At 71.7% G+C, this 19588-nt stretch carries 17 protein-coding genes; 7 read left to right on the top strand and 10 right to left on the bottom strand.

What is annotated here, in order from left to right:
* The first annotated feature begins 386 nt into the window (after positions 1 to 386).
* Complete coding sequence (locus ACOKM3_RS08855) at positions 387 to 1829, top strand: amino acid permease (RefSeq protein ID WP_426898644.1); 1443 nt, start codon at positions 387 to 389, stop codon at positions 1827 to 1829.
* Between the two features lie 83 nt (positions 1830 to 1912).
* On the opposite strand, the gene ACOKM3_RS08860 is transcribed toward ACOKM3_RS08855, so the two are convergent.
* The 8 genes from ACOKM3_RS08860 to ACOKM3_RS08895 form a co-directional block, all read right to left on the bottom strand.
* A complete protein-coding gene (locus tag ACOKM3_RS08860; RefSeq protein ID WP_426898646.1) occupies positions 1913 to 2509 on the bottom strand; it encodes a GAF domain-containing protein in 597 nt (198 codons plus the stop codon).
* Complete coding sequence (locus ACOKM3_RS08865) at positions 2506 to 3105, bottom strand: GTP-binding protein (RefSeq protein WP_266722434.1); 600 nt, start codon at positions 3103 to 3105, stop codon at positions 2506 to 2508. The genes ACOKM3_RS08860 and ACOKM3_RS08865 overlap by 4 nt, the downstream gene beginning before the upstream one ends.
* On the bottom strand, positions 3083 to 3454 hold the full coding sequence (locus ACOKM3_RS08870; protein WP_266722432.1) for a DUF742 domain-containing protein: 372 nt from the start codon (positions 3452 to 3454) through the stop codon (positions 3083 to 3085). The genes ACOKM3_RS08865 and ACOKM3_RS08870 overlap by 23 nt, the downstream gene beginning before the upstream one ends.
* Positions 3455 to 3456: 2 nt before the next feature.
* Complete coding sequence (locus tag ACOKM3_RS08875) at positions 3457 to 3891, bottom strand: roadblock/LC7 domain-containing protein (protein ID WP_266722430.1); 435 nt, start codon at positions 3889 to 3891, stop codon at positions 3457 to 3459.
* A gap of 170 nt (positions 3892 to 4061) precedes the next feature.
* Complete coding sequence (locus tag ACOKM3_RS08880) at positions 4062 to 6170, bottom strand: sensor histidine kinase (RefSeq protein ID WP_426898648.1); 2109 nt, start codon at positions 6168 to 6170, stop codon at positions 4062 to 4064.
* Between the two features lie 250 nt (positions 6171 to 6420).
* Positions 6421 to 7217 (bottom strand): IS5 family transposase gene (locus ACOKM3_RS08885; RefSeq protein WP_426906739.1). Its coding sequence is split into 2 segments (ribosomal slippage): positions 6421 to 6882 and positions 6885 to 7217, totalling 795 coding nucleotides; the frame shifts between segments, so codons are not numbered across the junction.
* An 85-nt stretch (positions 7218 to 7302) separates the two neighbouring features.
* Positions 7303 to 7572, bottom strand: a complete 270-nt coding sequence (locus ACOKM3_RS08890; RefSeq protein ID WP_426898650.1) for a DUF1905 domain-containing protein — start codon at positions 7570 to 7572, stop codon at positions 7303 to 7305.
* 139 nt (positions 7573 to 7711) lie between these two features.
* Positions 7712 to 8305 carry a helix-turn-helix domain-containing protein gene (locus tag ACOKM3_RS08895; protein WP_426898652.1) on the bottom strand — a complete coding sequence of 198 codons (594 nt, stop codon included), beginning with the start codon at positions 8303 to 8305 and terminating at the stop codon, positions 7712 to 7714.
* 119 nt (positions 8306 to 8424) lie between these two features.
* Between ACOKM3_RS08895 and ACOKM3_RS08900 the strand changes: the two genes are divergently transcribed.
* Positions 8425 to 9225, top strand: coding sequence for a class I SAM-dependent methyltransferase (locus ACOKM3_RS08900; RefSeq protein ID WP_426898654.1), 801 nt, complete (start codon positions 8425 to 8427; stop codon positions 9223 to 9225).
* An 85-nt stretch (positions 9226 to 9310) separates the two neighbouring features.
* Here ACOKM3_RS08900 and ACOKM3_RS08905 read toward each other — a convergent pair whose 3' ends face one another.
* The gene (locus ACOKM3_RS08905) at positions 9311 to 10498 is read right to left on the bottom strand and encodes an MBL fold metallo-hydrolase (protein ID WP_426898656.1); all 1188 of its coding nucleotides are present in this window, start codon (positions 10496 to 10498) and stop codon (positions 9311 to 9313) included.
* Positions 10499 to 10778: 280 nt separating this feature from the next.
* Between ACOKM3_RS08905 and ACOKM3_RS08910 the strand changes: the two genes are divergently transcribed.
* The 4 genes from ACOKM3_RS08910 to ACOKM3_RS08925 are packed head-to-tail and all read left to right on the top strand — an operon-like array spanning position 10779 to position 16997.
* Positions 10779 to 11936 (top strand): acyl-CoA dehydrogenase family protein, encoded by a 1158-nt coding sequence (locus ACOKM3_RS08910; protein ID WP_426898658.1) that lies wholly within the window; start codon positions 10779 to 10781, stop codon positions 11934 to 11936.
* Positions 11933 to 13603, top strand: coding sequence for a 5-guanidino-2-oxopentanoate decarboxylase (locus ACOKM3_RS08915; RefSeq protein ID WP_426898660.1), 1671 nt, complete (start codon positions 11933 to 11935; stop codon positions 13601 to 13603). Before ACOKM3_RS08910 ends, ACOKM3_RS08915 begins: the two co-directional genes overlap by 4 nt.
* Complete coding sequence (locus ACOKM3_RS08920; protein ID WP_426898661.1) at positions 13600 to 14841, top strand: glutamate dehydrogenase; 1242 nt, start codon at positions 13600 to 13602, stop codon at positions 14839 to 14841. The genes ACOKM3_RS08915 and ACOKM3_RS08920 overlap by 4 nt, the downstream gene beginning before the upstream one ends.
* Positions 14838 to 16997, top strand: a complete 2160-nt coding sequence (locus ACOKM3_RS08925) for an acetate--CoA ligase family protein (RefSeq protein ID WP_426898663.1) — start codon at positions 14838 to 14840, stop codon at positions 16995 to 16997. The genes ACOKM3_RS08920 and ACOKM3_RS08925 overlap by 4 nt, the downstream gene beginning before the upstream one ends.
* A gap of 96 nt (positions 16998 to 17093) precedes the next feature.
* On the opposite strand, the gene ACOKM3_RS08930 is transcribed toward ACOKM3_RS08925, so the two are convergent.
* Complete coding sequence (locus ACOKM3_RS08930) at positions 17094 to 18668, bottom strand: APC family permease (protein ID WP_426898665.1); 1575 nt, start codon at positions 18666 to 18668, stop codon at positions 17094 to 17096.
* A gap of 244 nt (positions 18669 to 18912) precedes the next feature.
* Here ACOKM3_RS08930 and ACOKM3_RS08935 point away from each other — a divergent pair, with 244 nt between their 5' ends.
* Complete coding sequence (locus ACOKM3_RS08935; protein WP_426898667.1) at positions 18913 to 19551, top strand: TetR family transcriptional regulator C-terminal domain-containing protein; 639 nt, start codon at positions 18913 to 18915, stop codon at positions 19549 to 19551.
* Positions 19552 to 19588: the final 37 nt, after the last annotated feature.

The raw sequence follows: 19588 nt of genomic DNA on the forward strand, positions 1-19588 counted from the left end.
GGCCCCGGGTACGCACAGGCGCCCCGCTACGGGCACGGCTACGGATACGGGCCGGGCCCCGGAGTGCCGCCGATGTTGCAGATGCCCGTCGAGCGCGCGCGTCACCGTGACCGTGCTGGCGAGCATGCAGATCCTGTTGTTCCTCGCCGCGAGGGACAGGAGTCAGAGCCCGGGCGGAATCCTGCCGCTCGCGGGGACCATCGCCCTGATGATGCTGCTGACGTGTTGAGGCCGCTTCGGGGGCCTGTTGAAGACGCCCCGAACGGCCGGTTGATCCGCCCAACGAACAGAGTGTCCGAATAACGGACGCATGACGCAGCGCTTCCCACTTGGTCGCATACTGTCGCCGCACTTCAACCCGTCTCAGACAGCGAACAGGCACGACCATGACACGGACCTCCGTCACGGACCGGCCGCAGGCCGGATCCGACGTCGGCGCCACGCCGGGCGACGTCGAGGACGCCTCCACCGGTACCGAACTCGGCACGGAACTCGGCCACGGCCTCAAGCAGCGGCACCTCTCGATGATCGCCCTCGGCGGTGTCATCGGCGCGGGCCTCTTCGTAGGGTCCGGTGCCGGGATCGCCGCCGCGGGGCCCGCGGTCGTCCTGCTCTTCGCGGGCGCCGGGTTCGTGGTCATGCTGCTGATGCGGATGCTCGGCGAGATGTCCGCCGCGCGTCCTGCCACCGGTTCGTTCTCCGTGCACGCCGAGCGCGAGCTCGGCGCCTGGGCGGGGGCGACCTCCGGCTGGATGTACTGGGTCATGCTCACCTGCGGCGTGGCCGCGGAGGCGACGGCGGCCGGGCAGATCATGCACGGCTGGGTGCCGTTCCTGCCCGCCTACGGGTGGGTCGCCGTCTTCATGGTGTTCTTCTGCCTGAGCAACCTGGCCGCCGTGCGCAACTTCGGCGAGTTCGAGTTCTTCTTCTCGGCCCTGAAGGTCACCGCGATCTGCGCCTTCCTGGTCCTCGGCGTCCTGGGCATCTTCGGCGTCTTCGGTGACGCCCCCGGCGCCTCGAACCTCACCGGGCAGGGCGGCTTCTTCCCCACCGGCAGCTCCGGCCTGATCGCCGGACTGCTCACCGCCGTCTTCGCGTACGGCGGCCTGGAGACGGTGTCCATCGCCGCCGCCGAGTCCGACAAGCCGCGCGAGAACGTGGCACGCGCCGTGCGCACCGCCGTGTGGCGCATCGCGCTCTTCTACGTAGGGTCCATGGCGCTCGTCGTCGCCCTGGTGCCGTGGAACGACCCGGACGTCGCCACCGACGGCCCGTACGTCACGGTCCTCAACGAGTTCGGCATCCCGGCCGCCGGCACCATCATGCAGGTCGTCATCCTCGTCGCCCTGCTGTCGGCGATGAACGCCAACATCTACGGCTCGTCCCGCATGGCCTACTCGCTCGTCTCGCGCGGCCTCGGCCCGCGCTTCCTGGGCCGGGTGCACCGCCGCGTGCCGGTGGCCGCGGTGCTCGCGTCCTGCCTGTTCGGCTTCTTCGCGGTGTTCGCCGGCGTCTGGTGGCCCGACACCGTGTTCACCTGGCTGATGAACACGACCGGTGTCGCCATCCTCGTCGGCTGGGTCTTCATCTGCCTCGCGCAGCTGAAGATGCGCCGCCGCCTGGAGCGCGAGTCGCCCGAGCTGCTCACCGTGAAGATGTGGGGCTTCCCGTATCTGACGTGGCTCGCCCTGGCGGCGATCGCGGGCGTCTTCGTGGTCATGGCCAGCACCGCCGACGGCCGCAACCAGCTGTTCGTCTCCGCGATCCTGGTGGTCGCGCTGGCCGCGGGCGGTTACGTCAAGCAGCGCCGGGACGCCCGTGCGGTGTAGGGCCTCATCCAACGACAGGACAGGCCCTTGACGACAGGACAGGTCCTTAACAACAGGGCTGGTCCTCGACGACAGGACAGGTCCTAGCCGAGCAGGTCGCCCCGCCCCCGCACCAGTTCCATCAGTTCACCCGCCATCGACTTGATGGTCGCGAGCCCCGCCTGTCCCCACGGGCGGGGCTCGGTCGCGACTGCGCACACGGTGCCGAGCGCGAGCCCCGTGCGCTCGTCGATCAAAGGCGCGCCCAAGTAGGAGCGAATGCCGATTTCGTCGACTACGGGGTTGCCCGCGAAGCGCGGGTAGTCGCACACGTCTTCAAGGACGAGTGCTTTGCGCCGCACCACTACATGTGGGCAGTAACCGTGATCGCGCGCCATGTAGCGCGCCACTTCACCTTCCGTAGACGTCGACTTGGCGGCCGAGGCGGCCACCGCGCCCAGTTCACCGCCCCGGTGGTCGCCGTCGGGGGTGTGCAGGCCCGCGAAGAACTGCCGGTTCTCGTCAATGAAGTTGACCATGGCGTACGGCGCACCCGTCACCTCCGCGAGCCGGTCCGCGAAGCGGTCGAACACCGGCTCGGCGCGCTGCCCCAGGTCGAGCCTTCGCAACCGGCGGGCCCGCTCGACGCCCTCCCGGTCCTGCGGGGTCAGCAGCAGCCTCCTGGTCGCGTCGTACGTCACGTGTGGGCTCCGAACCCCGTGGCGGTCGCGGGTGCGTGCGCCAGCAGGTGTCGTACGAGGGTGAGCAGCGTCTGGATGCCGGAGCTGGAAATGCGCGCGTCGCAGCGCACGACCGGCACCGCCGGGTCCAGGTCGATGGCGGCGCGTACCTCCTCGGCCTCGTAGCGGTAACCGCCGTCGAACTCGTTGACCGCCACGATGAAGCCCATGCCGCGCTCCTCGAAGAAGTCGACGGCGGCGAAGCAGTCCTCCAGGCGGCGCGTGTCCGCGAGGATGACCGCTCCGAGGGCGCCCTCTGACAGCTCGTCCCACATGAACCAGAAGCGCTCCTGGCCCGGCGTGCCGAACAGATAGAGCACATGCTCCGGGTCCAGGGTGATCCGCCCGAAGTCCATCGCGACGGTCGTCTCGACCTTGTTCTCGATGCCGTCGAGGTTGTCGGTGTCCGCGCTGACCGTGGTGAGCAGTTCTTCCGTGCTGAGCGGAGCGATCTCGCTGACGGCCCCTACGAAGGTCGTCTTGCCGACCCCGAACCCGCCCGCGACCAAGATCTTCAGTGCGGTGGGGAAAGGGTCAGAGCTGGCGTCGTAGTCCATCGAGCACTGCCTCCAGTAGGGACCGGTCAGTGGGGTTGTCGTGGAACGTGGGGGGCTTGGTCGTGATGGCTTGGCAGTCGACGAGGTCGGAGAGGAGCACCTTGGTCACGCCCGCCGGGAGCTTCAGATGACCGGCGATCTCCGCGACCGATGTGGGCTGCGCACACAGGTCGAGCGCCTGGCTGTGTTCCGGACCCAGGTAGCCGAGGGGGGTCGCCCCGGTGGCCATCACATGGGTGAGCAGATCCATCGACGTGCTCGGCCGGGTGCGTCCGTTGCTGATCGCGTACGGACGCACGAGCCGGCCAGCGGCGCCGTCCAGCCATGGCCCGTCCTGCGGGGCCGCCACCGTCAATTCCTCATCGCCGTGGGCTCGGCGGAGGGCTGCCGGGGTGCGGTCACCAGGTAGGGGCGCACGCTCTTGACGAGCATGGCCATCTCATAGCCGAGCACGGCCGCGTCCGCGTCGCGCCCGGCGAGGACAGCGAGGCAGGTGCCGGAGCCCGCGGTCGACACGAACAGCAGCGCCGAGTCGAGCTCCACCACCACCTGCCGTACGTCGCCGCCGTCGGCGAACCGGATGCCCGCGCTGCGGCCGAGCGAGTAGAGGCCCGAGGCGAGGGCCGCCATGTGGTCGGCGCTGTCGGCGTCGAGCCCGTGCACGGACTTGACGAGGCCGTCGGAGGACAGCAGCACGGCGCTGTTGGTGTGGGGAACGCGCTGGACGAGGCCGCTCATCAGCCAGTCGAGATCGGACACATGACCCGTCGGCACATCGCTCGCCATAGGGGATCGACTCCTTGGTGGACTGCTGGGTGTGGTGCGAAGAGGTGGGGGATCGGCTGGGGCGGGTGCGGGTGCGGTGCGGGCTTTCGGGTGGGTACGCGCGCGTGGTGGCGTGTCGTACGTGTACGAGGGCGGGGGCGGGGGCGGGCGCGTGTGCGGCGTCACGGTCGTCATGCAGAGGCGCCGCCTCGGTCGTCCGGACCCGGCTCCCCCTGCTGGGCGTCCGGCCCCTCGTCGCCGGGGGCACGTGGTTCGGCCGACTCGGCGAGCGTGATGCCGCGCTGGAAGGCAGCCATGAGGCCGGGGTCGTGCACGGACGGGGCCGCCTCCTCCTGGCGCGGCACGGGGCCACCGCGCAGTTGCGGGGCGATGTGCTCCTGGGCCCTGCGGCGCGGCAGTTGGGGCCGGCCCATGGTGCCTCGCACGGCTCCCTCGGGACGGGCGACCAGGGGCTCGGCGTGGGCCGCGGCCTCGCGGGCCTCGGGGCGGATGCCGGGGACGGCGTCGGCGGGGGTGGGGCGGGGGTCGCCGACGACGCGTTGCGGGAGGGGGGCGGCGTGGGTTCCGGGGCGGGAGGGGGCGGGTGGTGTTGCGGGTGGTGTGCCGTTGGGGGGCGTATCCGTGGGTGCACCGGTGCCGGTGGGGGGCGTTCCTGTGGGTGTGCCGGTGCCGTTGAGGGGTGCGCCCCTGGTCGGCAGGCCCGTCGGGGTGCCGGCGGGAGGTGTGTCCGTGGCGGGCGTGTCGGTCGGCGGGCCGGCGGGAGGGGTGCCCGTAGGCGTGCCCGCAGGGGGCGTACCCGTGGGCGTGCCTGTAGGAGGCGTTCCCGGGTGCGGCTGTCGGGGGACCACGGAGACGGCTCCGTGGAGCGGGGCGGGTGAAGGGGGCGCCGGGGCAGGGGTGTTGGCCGGTGCGGGCCGCGTGCCGTTGGTGTCCGGGCCGGGCTGCGGCGGTGGCCCCTCCCGGTGGCCGTTCGCCGACGGGGCGGGCTCGCCGCCGAGCACGCTGTTCGCGGTCGCCGCCGCTGCGGCCTTGCGCACATGCGGGATGCGCACGCCCGCACCGTCCGTGTCGCCGTCGCCGCCGAGCAGGTCCTGGGGCAGCACGAGGACCGCCTGCACTCCCCCGTAGATATTGGTCTGGAGCCGCACCGTGATGCCGTGCCGCCGCGCGAGCTGCGAGACCACGAAGAGACCGATGCGGCCGTCCGCGAGGAGGCTGGCCACGTTGACCTGGTCGGGGTCGGTGAGCAGCGTGTTCATCTTGTTCTGCTCGGTGACCGGCATGCCGAGGCCGCGGTCCTCCACCTCGATGGCGAGCCCGGAGGTCACCTGGTTGGCGCGGAGCAGGACCTGGGTGTGCGGGGCGGAGAACACCGTGGCGTTCTCGACGAGTTCGGCCAGCAGGTGGATGCAGTCGGCGACGGCGTGCCCGCGCAGTGTGCCGTCGATCGGCGGCACGAGTTTGACCCGCGAGTACTGCTCGACCTCGGCGATCGCGGAGCGCATCACCTCGGTCATGGACACGGGGTGGCTCCACTGGCGGCGCGAGACGGCGCCGCCGAGCACGGCGAGGTTCTCGGCGTGCCGACGGGTGCGGGTGGCCATGTGGTCGACGTGGAAGAGGCCCTTGAGCAGGTCGGGGTCCTCGACCTGGTTCTCCAGCTCGTCGAGCAGGCTGATCTCCCGGTGCACGAGCGACTGCAGGCGCCGGGCGAGGTTCACGAACACCTCGACCTTCTGCCGGCTGCCCGCCTGGCTGGACAGCTGGGTGGCCTGGACGACGGCGGTCACCGCGATGTCGTGGCCGCGCGCGAGGTCGACGCCGAGCCGGTCGAAGTCGTCGCCTCCGGGGGCGCCGACGGCGGGTGCGCGGCGCGGCGGCGGAGCCTCGCCCTTGCGCAACTGCTCGACCAGGGCGCGCAGTTCGGACTGCCGGTGCGCGGTGTTCTGGCGCAGCGCGAGCACCCGGTCGCGTACGACGGCCGCGGCGCGCCGCGCGGCGACGACGGCGATCACGATGCCCGCGACCGTCACCAGGCAGGCCCCGCCGAGCACCGCCCACAGCGTCGGGCTGGGCCGCACCCCGGTGTGCTGGAGGACGAACAGCACGGCCGCGCTCGCGCCGAGGGCCACCGCGAGCGGCGGAAGGACGGCGATGCGCAGGAGTTGGGAACGTATGTGGGTCTCGGTCGGCTGCGGCGCGGCCCGTCCGGCCGGCCTGCCGTGCCGACCGCCTTCGCGGCGGTCTGCGCGGGCGGCCGGCTGGCGGGGCTGGGACATACGGCGACCTCGTCCTCGGATCTATGAGTTCGTTCTATGAATTCAGGGGTGGCTCGGCAGCTGGAGAGACAGCAGGCAGCGCGACCGGGCGTCGCACGGCGAGCACACACGGTAGTCGCCAACGGCATATACGCGCGGGGCAGTTGACAAACTCCGACGGCCGAGGTCCCGCTCTGGTATGAGCGTTCGTACCTGCGAGCGAATACGCGCCCGGGACGCGTCCGCATGCGTGTTCGCCTAAGAGGCCATCTCATTTGGTTAGTCTGCGGTAGCAGATGAGGGTGCAGGTGATGCTGGTGAAGGCCAGGAAGTGGATGGCTTGCCGCTCGTAGCGGCGGTGGAGTCGGCGGCAGCCGGCGAGCCAGGCCATGGTGCGCTCGATGGTCCAGCGGTGTCGGCCCAGCTTCTGTGACGTCTCGACTCCCTTGCGAGCGATCCGCGGTGTGATGTGGCGTAACCGGAGCCATCGCCGCAGGTGACGGTTGTCGTATGCCTTGTCGGCATGGAGCTTGGCAGGACGCCTGCGCTGGGGTCCGCGCCGGGATCTGATCGGCGGGATGCCACGCACCAAAGGTTCCAGTGCCTGGCTGTCGTGCAGGTTGGCGCCGGAGATGCCGACGGAAAGCGGCAATCCTGTCCGGTCCGTGACCAAGTGGATCTTCGATCCGTACTTGCCACGATCCACAGGATTCGGACCTGTCAGATCCCCTTTTTCAGGGCCCGCATGTTCACCGAGTCGATCGCGCACCGCGACCAGTCCAACTCCCCGCGGGAACCGAGCTCATCAAGGACCAGCCGGTGCAGCTTCGCCCAGACCCGCTGTCGGCTCCACTCCATGAACCGGCGATGGGCCGTTGCTCCGGACGGCCCGAAGACCGGCGGGACCTGCGACCACGTACATCCGGTCGTCGCCACGAAGACAATCGCCGCCAGCACCTCACGATCTCCGTGGCGACGTCGGCCACCGCCTTGCGGCCGTGTCGGGGCCTCTGGCACCACCCGCTGGAACAACTCCCACAGTCCATCAGGGACCAGACGTTCAGTCAGCAACACGACACCAGACTATCGTCCACACCAAATGAGATGACCTCTAAGGGTCGCCGGGCGGTTCCCGGCGACACACGCCGGCCGCTCAGTGCCCGAGCCGCTCCTCCAGCCGGACCGTCACGGTGTCCCCCTCGTCCTTGCCGATCGCCTTGCGCACCTCCGCCTTCACCGGCAGCTTGTGCGTGCCGTCCCCCAGGGCCATGAACGAGCTCTGGAACGGGTGACCGTCGATCGTGCCCCGGACCTTCACCAGACCGCGGGTGCCGAAGAACTCCACCGACTCGGGCCACACGACGTAGATCCAGCCGCCCTTGTTCGGGCTCTTCCGCAGGGTCGCGGTGAATTGCTTGTCCATCACGGGTACCGCCTCTTCAGGAGCAGGTCCGGTGGTCGTGTTCAGCGTGTTCAGCCCGTGCCACCGATGCCACCGCGTTTTTGATGTTCACCAGGTAGGACGGAGGCAGGCGAGGAAACTCATCGCCCGCGCGGCACGGCTAGCTTTCGTCCGGCCGGAAGCGGGCCTTGATGTGCATGCGCTCGCCCTGCGGCCCCAGGATGCTGAGGAATTCCACGGCGCGGTCGTCGGCGTTGCCGAACCAGTGCGGGAGGTGGGTGTCGAACTCGGCGGCCTCGCCCTCCGTGAGGACGACGTCCTGGTCGCCGAGCAGGAGGCGCAGCCGCCCCTTGAGGACGTACAGCCAGTGGTAGCCCTCGTGCGAGCGCGGCTCGGGCTCCCGCCCGTCGGTGAGGCCCGCGGGCAGGATCTGCTTGAACGCCTGCAGGCCGCCGGGCTTGCGGGTCAGCGGCACGATCGTCACGCCATTGCGCGTGATCGGCTGCGGGTGCACGCGCGGGTCGAGGTCGGCGGGGGCGCCGACCAGTTCGTCGATCGACACCTGGTGGGCCCTGGCCAGCGGCAGCAGGAGTTCGAGTCCCGGCTTGCGATGCCCGGATTCGAGGCGGGACAGGGTGCTGATAGGGATTCCGGTGGCCTCCGACAGGGCCGTCAGGGTGGCGCCGCGGCGCTTGCGCAGCTCGCGCAGCCTCGGCCCGACACCGGCCAGCACCCCGTCGACGTCGTCGCTCATCCGTCCACCGTGCCCGCGTTTTGCGTTTTCTGCAAAGAAGTTTGCCCGTACGCACGCGTGGCGCGACCTTGGCGTCGACGGGGTCACCGTCGAACGGACGAGAGACAGGACCGGACGCCATGGACAACGACATCGCCCAGTACGACACTCCTCAGTCGGGCATCCCTCAGTCGGACACCTCTCCGTGGGACATCCTCCAGTCGGACGCCGCCCAGTCCGACGCCGCTCGATCAGGCACCGCCCAGCAGGGCACCGCCCAGCCGGACACCGCCCCACCGGACACCGCCCAGTCCGACACCGCCCAGGAGTGGGACGAGCGGTACCGCAGCCGTGACCAGCTCTTCAGCGGTAACCCGAACGGTGTGCTCGTCGCCGAGGCCGCCGAGCTGCCGCCCGGCCAGGCGCTCGACGTCGGCTGCGGCGAGGGCGGCGACGCGCTCTGGCTGGCCCGGCGCGGCTGGCAGGTCACGGCGGTCGACGTCTCCGAGGTCGCCCTGCGCCGCGCGGCCGCGGCCGGCGCCGACGTGGCGGGCCGGGTCTCCTGGGCGCGGGCCGACCTGGCCGTGACGCCGCCGCCCGCGGGCGCCTTCGACCTGGTGACCCTCCAGTACTTCCCGCTGCTGCGCAGCGCGGGACTGCGGGCGCTGCGCGGGATCGTCGACGCCGTCGCGCCCGGCGGCACGCTGCTCTTCGTCACGCACGCCCTGGCGGACCTGACGGAGCACACCGAGGCGACCGCCGAATTCGACCCCGCCGACTACTACTGGGCCGACGACATCGCCGCACTCCTCGACGCCGACGCCGAGGGCGACCGCACCTGGAAGATCGAGGTCAACGAGACGCGTCCGCGCACCGCCCCGGCCCCGCCCGGCACACACCACCACCGGGACACGGTCCTGCGGGCCTGCCGCACGGCGTAAGCCACGACGGCTCGCCGGAACCGGAACCCGCAGCCGACCCACCGGGCGCCCGCCCACACCCAGCCACCGATCGCCTACGGCCGACCTACCCGGCGACCACGATCTCGGAGTCGTCCGCCCCCGCCACGGGCCCGGCCACCGGCCACCCGCCCTGCGGGACCGCCGCGACCGGCCGCCACCACTGCTCCGTGGGCAGCACCTCGGCGCCCGGCTCGAAGGGCTCGCCGGGGCGCGGCAGCGCGACGCGGGCGGCGGACCGGCGGGCCGCGGTGACGGTCCCCTCACCGGGCTCGGTCCAGGCGTGCGGCGCGAGGTTGAACGTCCCCCAGTGGATCGGCAGCATCGGCCCGGCCGCGGGTCCGCCCTGCAGATCGAGGTGGGCGCGCATGCCCTCCTCCGGCGTCATGTGGATGTCGGGCCAGTACTCCGAGTACGCGCCGATCTGGATCATCGTCACGTCGAACGGTCCGTGCTCGGCACCGATGTCCTTGAACCCCGCGAAATAACCGGTGTCGCCACTGTGGAAGACGCTGTGCTCGGACCCGGCGACCACCCACGACGCCCACAGGGTGTGCTGCGTGTTGCGCAGGCCGCGGCCGCAGAAGTGGCGGGCGGGGGTGGCGGTCAGCGTCACCCCGGCGACCTTCGTCGACTCGTGCCAGTCCAGCTCGCGCAGCCGGTCCGCGGGCACGCCCCAGTGCTCCAGGTGCGCGCCGACGCCGAGCGGCACCGCGAACACGGTGTCCGTGTGGGCGAGCGCCTTGATGGTGGGCATGTCCAGGTGGTCGTAGTGATCGTGGGAGATCACCACCACGTCGACCGGCCCCAGCGCGGCGAGCGGCAGCGGCGCCGGGTGCAGCCGCTTGGGCCCCGCGAAGGCGAACGGTGAGCAGCGCTCGCCCCACACCGGGTCGAACAGCACCCGCACCCCGTCGATCTCGGCGAGGACGCTGGAGTGCCCCATCCATGTGATCCGCAGGCCGCTCACCGGCGGCTTCGCCAGGTCGGCGAGGGTGGTGGCGTGCACGGGGACGGTGCCCGTGGGCGCGCGGCGGGCGCGCTCCTCCTTACGGAAGTAGTTCTTCGCGAACTCCAGCATCGAGCCGTCGGGCCGGACGCGAGCGCCCTCCGGGTTCTGGAAGGACCCGTCCGCGAAGTTCGGGGACCGGCGGATCCGGTCAAGACGCGCCCCTGTGGGTTCGGCGCCAAAGGCATCGGGCTGGAGCGAGCGCAGCCCGGAAGTCAGAGAACGTGACGTCAGCGAACGCGACACGGCGCCTCCCATTGATCGATCAGGTTTTCCATTATGTGCGGCACCACTGACAACGCGCTGAGCGCCTCCTGTGTGCCCGCTCCCGGGACATGTGACCGACGCCCCTCCCCCGCCGAACGATCACCGCGGCCACAAACTGATCCACCATTCAGTACCAGTTCGATTGACAGCACTCTCGCCGACTCCGGATACTGACCGACGATTCAGTAAAAACACATGCCATGCCAAGCCCTGCCATGCCATGCCACGCCACCCGCCACCTGGACCGTCTGGAGGCACCGTGTCGGAACTCCCCACCGAACTGGTCCCGCTCACCCCCGAACAGCACGCCGTCGTCGAGCTCGCCCGGACGTTCGCGGCCGAGGAGATCCGGCCACGCGCGCGTGCCGTCGACGAGGCCGACATCGAGACGCCCTGGGACCTGTGGCGCAAGGCGGCCAAGGTCGGCATCACCGGGTTCATGCTCCCCGAGGAGTTCGGGGGAGGCGGCTTCACCGACGTGTTCACGCAGGTCCTGGTGCAGGAGGAGCTGTGCGTCGGCGACCTGGGCATCGGCAACCTGCTCTGCTCCAACGGCTTCTTCGCCGACCCCGTGCTCGCTCTCGGCACCGCGGAGCAGCAACGCACCTGGCTCACCCCGCTCGCAAGACCGGACACCCCGATGACGTCGCTGGCGACCACCGAACCGGGCGCGGGCTCGGACGCCGCATCGATCACCACGACAGCCCGCCGCACCGAGGGCGGCTACCTGCTGAACGGCCAGAAGGCCTGGATCTCGAACGCCGGTGAGGCCGACCGCTACGTGGTGTTCGCCAAGACGGACCCGACGCAGCGCTCGCGCGGCGTCAGCGCCTTCCTGCTGCACAAGGACACCGAAGGTGTCACCTTCGGCGAGCCCATGCGCAAGATGGGTCAACGCGCCATCGTCTGCCGGGAGATCTTCCTCTCCGACGCGTTCGTCCCCGAGGAGAACCGGCTCGGCGACGAGGGCCAGGGCTTCATCGGCCTGATGCGCACCTTCGACATCTCACGCGCCGTCCTGGGCGCCGCCGCCACCGGTGTCGCCCGCGCCGCCTACGAGTACGCACGCGACTACGCGCGCACGCGCGAACAGTTCGGCAAGCCCGTCATCGAGCACCAGGCGGTCGCGTTCCGCCTCGCCGACATGCGCACCCGCATCGAGCAGTCGCGCCTGATGACGTGGCGCGCGGCCCGCCGCCTGGACGCGGGCCTGACCGCCACCACGGAGGCGGCCATGGCCAAGCTCACCGCGTCGGAGACGGCCGCGTACTGCACCTGGGCGGCCGTGCAGACGCTGGGCGGCTGGGGTTACTCGCGCGAGTTCCCGGTCGAACAGTGGATGCGCGACGCCAAGTTGGAGGAGATCGAAGAGGGCACCTCCGACATCATGCGCCTGATCATTGCGAGGTCACTGTGACGTCTGTCCACGAATCCGCCGTCATTACGCGTCACAGTCCCGAGCCACCACCGAACGGCCCCCACCACCTCACCGGCGGCGAAGCGCTCGTCCGCGCCCTGGCCGCCCACGGTGTCACCCAGGCCTTCGGCATCCCGGGCACCCACAACCTGGAGATCTACCGCCACTTGACGGCCTACGGTGTCGCGCACGTCGCGCCGCGCCACGAACAGGGCGCCGGATACGCGGCGGACGCGTACGCGCGCGTGACGGGCACGCCCGGAGTGGCGATCACCACGACGGGGCCCGCGCTCCTGAACATCGCGGCGGCCGTCGGCCAGGCGTACTCGGACAGCGTGCCGCTCCTTGTGATCTCGCCGGGCATGCCGCTGCGCCACCCGCGCCAGTCGACGGGTCTGCTGCACGAAATGCGCAGCCAGAGCGAGGCGTTGCGGAACGTGGCCGCCTTCAGTCACCGGGTCTCGTCGGTGGCGGAGATCGGCGCGGCGGTGGCGCGGGCGTTCACGCTGTTCCGCTCGGAGCGGCCGCGCCCGGCACACATCGAGATCCCGCTCGACCTCCTGGAGGCGACGGAATCCGCGGGCCCGGCCCGCGCCGCTCCCCCGGCCGCGCCGCGCGTCCCCGACGCCGCACGCATCGAGGAGGCCGCCGCGCTCCTCGCCCACGCGGAGCGCCCGGCCCTCGTCCTCGGCGGCGGAGCCCGCGGCGCGGCGGCCCAATGCCTCGCTCTGGCCGAGCGGTTGGCGGCGCCGGTGGCCACCACGGCGAACGGCAAGGCGATCGTCGACGAGGAGCATCCGCTCTCCCTCGGCGTGTCCCTGCACAGCACGGCGGTCCAGGAGTGGCTCACGACCCGTGACGTGGTCCTGGCCGTCGGCACGGAGCTGGCCGAGTCCGACATCTGGACCGCCGAACCCCTGCCGCTCCAGGGGCAGTTGATCCGTGTGGATCTCGATCCGGCGCAGATGTACGCGGGCCTCCCGGCGGATGTCCCGCTGGTGGGCGACGCGGCCGCGACGCTGGATGCGCTCGTCACGGCGACCGCGGAAACCACGCCGCGCACCGCCGAAGCCCACACCGAAACCGCCACCCTCAAAGCCGCCCGCGACGACGAGTCCCGCCCCCGCGACGCCCACTGGCTGCCCTACCTGGAGGCGATCCGCGGCGTCCTCGACCCGGACGCCATCGTCACCTCGGACAGCGCCCAGTGCTGCTACTACGGCGCCCTGCCACACCTCACCCTGGGGCCGCGCGCCCGCTATCTGCACCCCACCGGGTTCGGCACGCTCGGCTACGCCCTGCCCGCGGCGGTCGGCGCGAAGGCCGCCTGCCCGGACCGCCAGGTGGTGGCGCTCAGCGGTGACGGGGGCCTGCAATTCTCGATCCAGGAGCTGGCCACCGCCGCAGCGCTCCAACAACCGCTCGTTGTCGTGGTGTTCGACAACTCCGGCTACGGCGAGATCCGCGACGAGATGAACGCCCGCGGCGACGCACCGCTCGCGGTCGACCACGCGCGCGTGGACCTGCCCGCCCTCGCCCGCGCCTACGGAGGACACGGCGCGACGGCCCACTCCCCCGAGGAGCTCGCGAAGCTGCTGAGCACCGCCCTGAACACTCCGACCACTCCCGCCCCCACCCTGATCGTCGTTCCTGAGGAGTCCGCATGACCACCGCCCCCACGCCCGCCGCTCCCGCGCCCGCCGGCACCGCCACGCCCCCGACGCCGCCGACGGCTCCCCTCACCCAGCTCACCTGGACCGACCATGTCACCGGCCGCCACGGCTACTTGGTGATCGACCGCCTGGTGCGCGGCGTCTCCAGCGGCGGCCTGCGGATGCGCAAGGGCTGCACCCTGGAGGAGGTCGCGGGGCTCGCGCGCGGCATGTCGATGAAGGAGGCGCTGCACTACAACCCGGAGGGCCGCTACATCCCGCTGGGCGGCGCCAAGGGCGGCATCGACTGCGACCCGCAGGACCCGGAGGCGTACGGCATCCTGGTGCGCTACCTGAAGGCGATGCGTCCGTACATCGAGTCCTTCTGGACGACGGGCGAGGACCTGGGCCTCACGCAGGACCTGGTCGACAAGGCGGCGGCCGAGGCGGGTCTCGTGTCGTCCATCCAGGCCGTGTACCCGCTCCTGGACGACGAGGAGACGGCCCGTCAGCGGCTGGCGGACGCGTTCGCGGTGGACGTCGACGGCATCGGTCTCGACGAGCTGGTGGGCGGCTGCGGCGTCGCCGAGGCGGTCCTGGTGGCGCTCGACCGCGCAGGACGCTCCTACGAGGGCACCCGTGTGTCCCTCCAGGGCCTGGGCACGATGGGCGGCGCCACGGCCCGCTTCCTCGCGCGCGCGGGGCTGAAGATCGTCGCGGTGGCCGACCTGAAGGGCACCATCACCAACAACGACGGCCTCGACGTGGACGCGCTGCTCGCGGCGCGCGACGCCTACGGCACGGTGAACCGTGAGCGGCTGCGCCCCGAGGACCGTGAACTGCCGGGCGACGCCTGGCTGTCGGCGGACGCGGACGTGCTGATCCCCGCCGCGGTCTCGTACGCGATCGACGCGGCGAACCAGGAGCGGATCACGGCCCGCTGGGTCGTCGAGGCGGCGAACATGCCGGTCCTCGCGGACGCCGAGGAGCTGCTGACCGGGCGCGGCATCACGGTCCTGCCGGACGTCGTCGTCAACTCCGGGACGAACGCCTGGTGGTGGTGGACCCTGTTCGGCGACATCGGCGCGGACGCGGACGAGGCCTTCGCCTACACGCGGCGCTCCATGCGCTCCCTGATCGACCAGATGCTCGCGCGCGCGGAGGGCGACGGAACGACCCCGCGGGCCGCGGCGCACGCCATCGTCGCCGACCGCCTGCCGATCCTCGCGGAGAGGTTCGGGTGGTACAGGTGACGACCACAACAGGCCTGGACGCGCTGTACGACCCGGCGTCCGTCGCGGTCGTCGGCGCGTCCGACAACCCGGAGAAGTGGGGCTACTGGCTCGCGGCGGGCGCCCTGACCGGCCGCGCCCGCCGGGCCGTCCACCTGGTCAACCACAGGGGCGGCCACCTTCAGGGCGAACCGTTCCGCCCCGCCTTGTCCACCCTGGACGCGGCCCCCGAACACGTGGTGGTCGCGGTCCCGCCCCACCAGGTGCGCCCGGTGGTCCAGGAGGGCCTCGACACGGGCGCCCGCTGCTTCACGGTGATCACGTCGGGCACCACAGAGGAGGCCTCCCTCGCGGACCTGGTCACCTCCCGCGGCGCCCGCCTGCTGGGCCCCAACTGCATGGGCATCGTCGACACGACGAGCCAACTCCGGCTCAGCTGGGGCGACTTCCCGACCGGCGGCCTCGGCCTCGTCTCACAGAGCGGCAACCTGGCCCTGGAGATCGGCCGCCACCTTCAGCGCGCGGGCGCGGGCTTCTCGCGCTTCGTCTCGCTCGGCAACCAGCGCGACATCGACGCCGCCGACGCCCTGGAGTCCCTGATCGCCCACGAGCCCACGAGAGCGATCGCGGCGTACGTGGAGGACTTCCGGGACGGCCGCCGCCTCGCGGACGTCCTGGCGGCCGCCCACGCCGCGGGAAAGCCGGTCCTGCTCCTCACGGTGGGCCGCAGCACGGCATCGGGCCGCGCGGCCGCCTCCCACACCGGCGCCCTCGTCAGCCCGCACGCCACGGTCGCGGCGGTCTGCCGCGACGCCGGCGCCCTCCTCCTGGACTCCGCGGGCGAACTCGTCGACACCGCCATCCACTTGATGTCCCCCACCCCTTCCCTCATACGTCCCCGCCCCCACCCCCCACGCCACGAAACCACCCCCGCCCCCACCCCCGACCAACCCAGCGCCACCCCACCCCCACCGCACCGGATCGCCGTGATCGGGGACAGCGGCGGGCAGGGCGCGCTGGCCGCCGACTCCTTCGCCGCGTGCGGCTTCGACGTGCCCGCACTCTCCCCGGCCACCGTCGACGCCCTGGGCGCGCAGCTGCCGCCGGGCGCGGGGCGGGCCAATCCGGTCGACCTGGCCGGGGCGGGCGAGCAGGATCTGGCCGCCTACGCGCGCGTGGCGGCCACCCTGCTGCACAGCGGCGACGCGGACACGGTCGTGCTCACCGGCTACTTCGGGGACTACGCGACCGCGAACCCCGCCCAGGCGGAGCGCGAGTGCGAGATCGCGCACGCCCTCGCCGACGCCGCCGGCGCCGCGGGTCGGGCCCTGGTGGTGCACACGATGGCCCGCGACACCCCGGCCCTCGCCGTCCTCAGAGAGCGCGGTGTGCCGGTGCACGAGCGGGTCGAGCAGGCGGCGACGGCGCTCGCGGGCGCCGTGCGCCTGGCCGCCACCACGCCGCGCCTGCCACAGGGGCGGACCGCTCCCCCGGCGGCGTACGAGGTCGAGGACGGTGGCTACGAGCGGGTGCGTGAGCTGCTGGCGTCCTACGGAGTCGCGTTCCCCACGGCCGAGTTCGTGACGGACGCGGACGCGGCGGCCGAGGCCGCCTACCGCACGGGCTACCCCTTGGTGCTCAAGGCGATGGGGCTCGCCCACAAGACCGAGGCCGGTGGTGTGGCGCTGCACATCGCGGACGAGGCCGCCCTGCGCACCGCGTTCGCGCGGATGCGGGAGGCCACGGGTGCGGCCCGGTACGCGGTCGAGGCGATGGCCACGCCTCCGTACGCGCGCGAACTCATCGTCGGCGTACGGAAGGACGCGGCGTTCGGTCCGGTCGTCATGGTCGGCGCCGGGGGTGTCACCGCCGAACTGCACGCCGACACGGCGCTGGCGCTCGCCCCGCTCACCCCGGCACGCGCGCGTGCCCTGCTGCTGGAGCTGCGGCACGCGCCGCTGCTGACCGGGTGGCGCGGCGCACCGGCCGTCCACCTGGAGGCGGCCGCGGCGGCGGTGTGCGCGGTGGCCCGGGCCGCCGCGGACCACCCGGAACTGACCGACCTGGAGGTCAACCCGCTGCTTGTGCACCCTGGCGGCGCCATCGCCCTGGACGCACATGCGGTGGTGGCCACATCAAGCGCCACCTGCGGCAAATCAAGCCCCTGCGGCGATTGAGCAGCGGGGTCCGGGGCAGAGCCCCGGGTCGCCAACCACTGTGACCGGAATGCTCGACGGGCTCCCACTTCATCTGGGCGGGAGCCCATCGCGCGTTCAGCCACCCTCAACCGCACCATCACGCGCCCGCCTCCGCGCAGGCGCGCCCGCCGCGTAGAACACCAACCCGATCACCACGAACAGCAGCAGCGGCAGCACCTGGCTCAGCGTGTACGGCAGTCGCTGGCCCGCGAACGACTCGGGCAGCGAGTCCGCCGGGTTGCCCGCCGTGCCGAACCAGCCCACCCCGAAGCCCGGCCAGACGAGCACGATGACGGTGAACGCAACGAAGCCGGTGGCGAGGGCTGACACGATCCAGGCGCCCACCCGGCCGCCGGGCACGGCGTAGGGCCGCTCCTGGTCGGGGTACTTGCGGCGCAGCACGGCGAGGCTCGGGAACGTGATGACGTAGGAGATGAACGTCGTGCTGATGGTCAGGCCGAGGCCCGCCGCGAAGTACTTCTCGCCGTCGCCGCCGGTGAGGTTGAGGGCGACGACGAACAGGATCGAACCGAGCACGGCGGACAGGATGTTGACCCGTACCGGGGTCCCGTGCTTCTCGGAGATGCGGCCCAGCCAGGCCGGCCCCGCGCCGTCCGCGCACGCCACGGCCTGCGCGCGGTGGGCGCCCATCGCCCAGGTGACACCGGAGGTGAGCAGGCCGATGATGAGGCCCGCCGCGGCGATCCCGCCGAACACGGAGCCGAGCCCGGTCAGCGTCACCGTGCCGTCGGCCGCGATGGACCCGCCGTAGACGGTGAAGACGGCCTTGCAGGCGTCGATGAAGCCGCCGAGGCTGCCGATCTCCTGGCTGGGCAGGACGAACAGGATGCCGAGGATGGGGCCTCCGTAGAGGAGCACGGCGGCGAGACCGGAGCGCAGGATCGACAGCGGGATGTCGCGGCGCGGGTTCTTCATCTCCTCGGCGGCCGAGCTGGGCAGTTCGAAGCCTACGTAGTTGAAGATGAGCACCGGGACGAGCGCCACGAAGCCCGCATACGTAGGCGTGAATTCGCCCGCGGGTAGGGCGTGCACGCCATGTTCGGCGGCGTAGACGACGACGGACACGAGGAAGAAGCCGAGCAGCACGACGCGCGCGACGGCGCCGGCGATGGGCACCCACTTGCCGATGCGTACGGACTGCACCACGGCGAGCGCGCCGCCCCAGATGAACACGAACCCGGCGATGTACTTCCAGAAGCCCGGCAGCGGCGTGAAGAACTCCTCCCAGGTGGTCAGCGCGATGATGCACAGGCTGCCGCCCACCCAGACCGGGTTGGATATCCAGTACAGGAGCTGGTTGACGCCGGCGACGAGCCGGCCGAAGGCCAGGCGCGTCCACACGTAAGGGCCGCCCTGCACGGGGAAGGCCGAGCCGAGTTCGGCGACGAGCAGCCCGTAGGGGAGGAAGAAGAGGACCGCCAGGATGACCATCCAGGTCAGCCCCTGCGGGCCCTGGGCGGCGACGGAGCCGATGGTGTCGAGGCCGACGAGCGTGCAGATGAGGAAGAACAGCACGTCCAGCCGGCGCAGATCCTTGCGCAGCCGTGAGCGCTGCTCGCCCCAGCCTTCGGAGAGGTCGGGCTCGTCCCCGGCGGGCGGGGTCGGCGAGAGGGATGGCGCTTGGGTCACGATTGCTCCTGGCGAGAACAGCGAGAACGAACAAGGACGGACGGGACGGACGAGTACGAACGAGGACTGCACTGACGGGCATTGCGGGTCTTGCTCGGGCCGCGCTTACCCCCGACCGACCGACTTATTGACTGAACAGCCAGTCAGTAGTGGAACGTGACGTGACTGTGACCTGTGCGGCGGCGAGCCGTCAAGAGTCCTGCACGTGAACGAGTCGGCACACGGGAACAACTAGGCTTGCGGCGTGACCAGAGTCCGGTTGAGCGTGGCCGAGCGGCGCGAAGAGCTGCTGGGGGCCGCCATCGAGCAGATCGAGGCGCGCGGGGTGGCCGCCGTGCGCATCGCCGACGTGGCATCGGCGCTCGGCGTGAGCAACGCGCTGGTGCTGTACCACTTCTCGACGAAGGAGAAGCTCGTCGCGGCCGCGTTCGCACATGCCGCCGAGAGCGACCTGGCCCATCTGCGCAAGCTGCTCGGCCGCCGCACGACGGCCCTGAAGCGGCTGCGCGCCGCGGTGCGCTGGTACGCGCCGACGGGTCAGGCCAAGGGGTGGCGGCTGTGGATCGAGGGCTGGGCGGCGGCGCTGCGCGAGCCCGCGCTGCGGGAGGTCACGCGGGACCTCGACCGGCAGTGGAAGGCGGCGCTCGCGGAGGTGGTCGCCGAGGGTGTGGCGGCGGGCGAGTTCGCCTGCGCCGACCCGATGGCGGCGGCGCTGCGGCTCACGGCGCTGCTCGACGGGCTCGCCGTGCAGATGACGGCGTACGACGACCGGCGCGCCAGGTCGGCCGTCGTGTCGCGGGCCCGTATGCAGGAGTGGGTGGATGAGGCGCTCGCCCGTGAACTGGGGCTCGAGCGCGCGGAGTTGACCGGGGCGGGGCGCTGACGGGAGGCCGTCAGCGCCACCGCGCCTCGGAGGTTCA

Origin of the sequence: Streptomyces nidicola, assembly GCF_050106155.1 — a bacterium.
In the GTDB taxonomy this organism is placed as follows: Bacteria; Actinomycetota; Actinomycetes; order Streptomycetales; family Streptomycetaceae; genus Streptomyces.

What these genes read in the sequence shown, in the direction of transcription:
- ACOKM3_RS08855 (WP_426898644.1), top strand. Translation starts at nt 387, where the DNA reads ATGACACGGACCTCCGTCACGGACCGGCCGCAGGCCGGATCCGACGTC.
- ACOKM3_RS08865 (WP_266722434.1), bottom strand. Translation starts at nt 3,105, where the DNA reads ATGGACTACGACGCCAGCTCTGACCCTTTCCCCACCGCACTGAAGATC.
- ACOKM3_RS08875 (WP_266722430.1), bottom strand. Translation starts at nt 3,891, where the DNA reads ATGGCGAGCGATGTGCCGACGGGTCATGTGTCCGATCTCGACTGGCTG.
- ACOKM3_RS08880 (WP_426898648.1), bottom strand. Translation starts at nt 6,170, where the DNA reads ATGTCCCAGCCCCGCCAGCCGGCCGCCCGCGCAGACCGCCGCGAAGGC.
- ACOKM3_RS08890 (WP_426898650.1), bottom strand. Translation starts at nt 7,572, where the DNA reads ATGGACAAGCAATTCACCGCGACCCTGCGGAAGAGCCCGAACAAGGGC.
- ACOKM3_RS08895 (WP_426898652.1), bottom strand. Translation starts at nt 8,305, where the DNA reads ATGAGCGACGACGTCGACGGGGTGCTGGCCGGTGTCGGGCCGAGGCTG.
- ACOKM3_RS08900 (WP_426898654.1), top strand. Translation starts at nt 8,425, where the DNA reads ATGGACAACGACATCGCCCAGTACGACACTCCTCAGTCGGGCATCCCT.
- ACOKM3_RS08920 (WP_426898661.1), top strand. Translation starts at nt 13,600, where the DNA reads ATGACCACCGCCCCCACGCCCGCCGCTCCCGCGCCCGCCGGCACCGCC.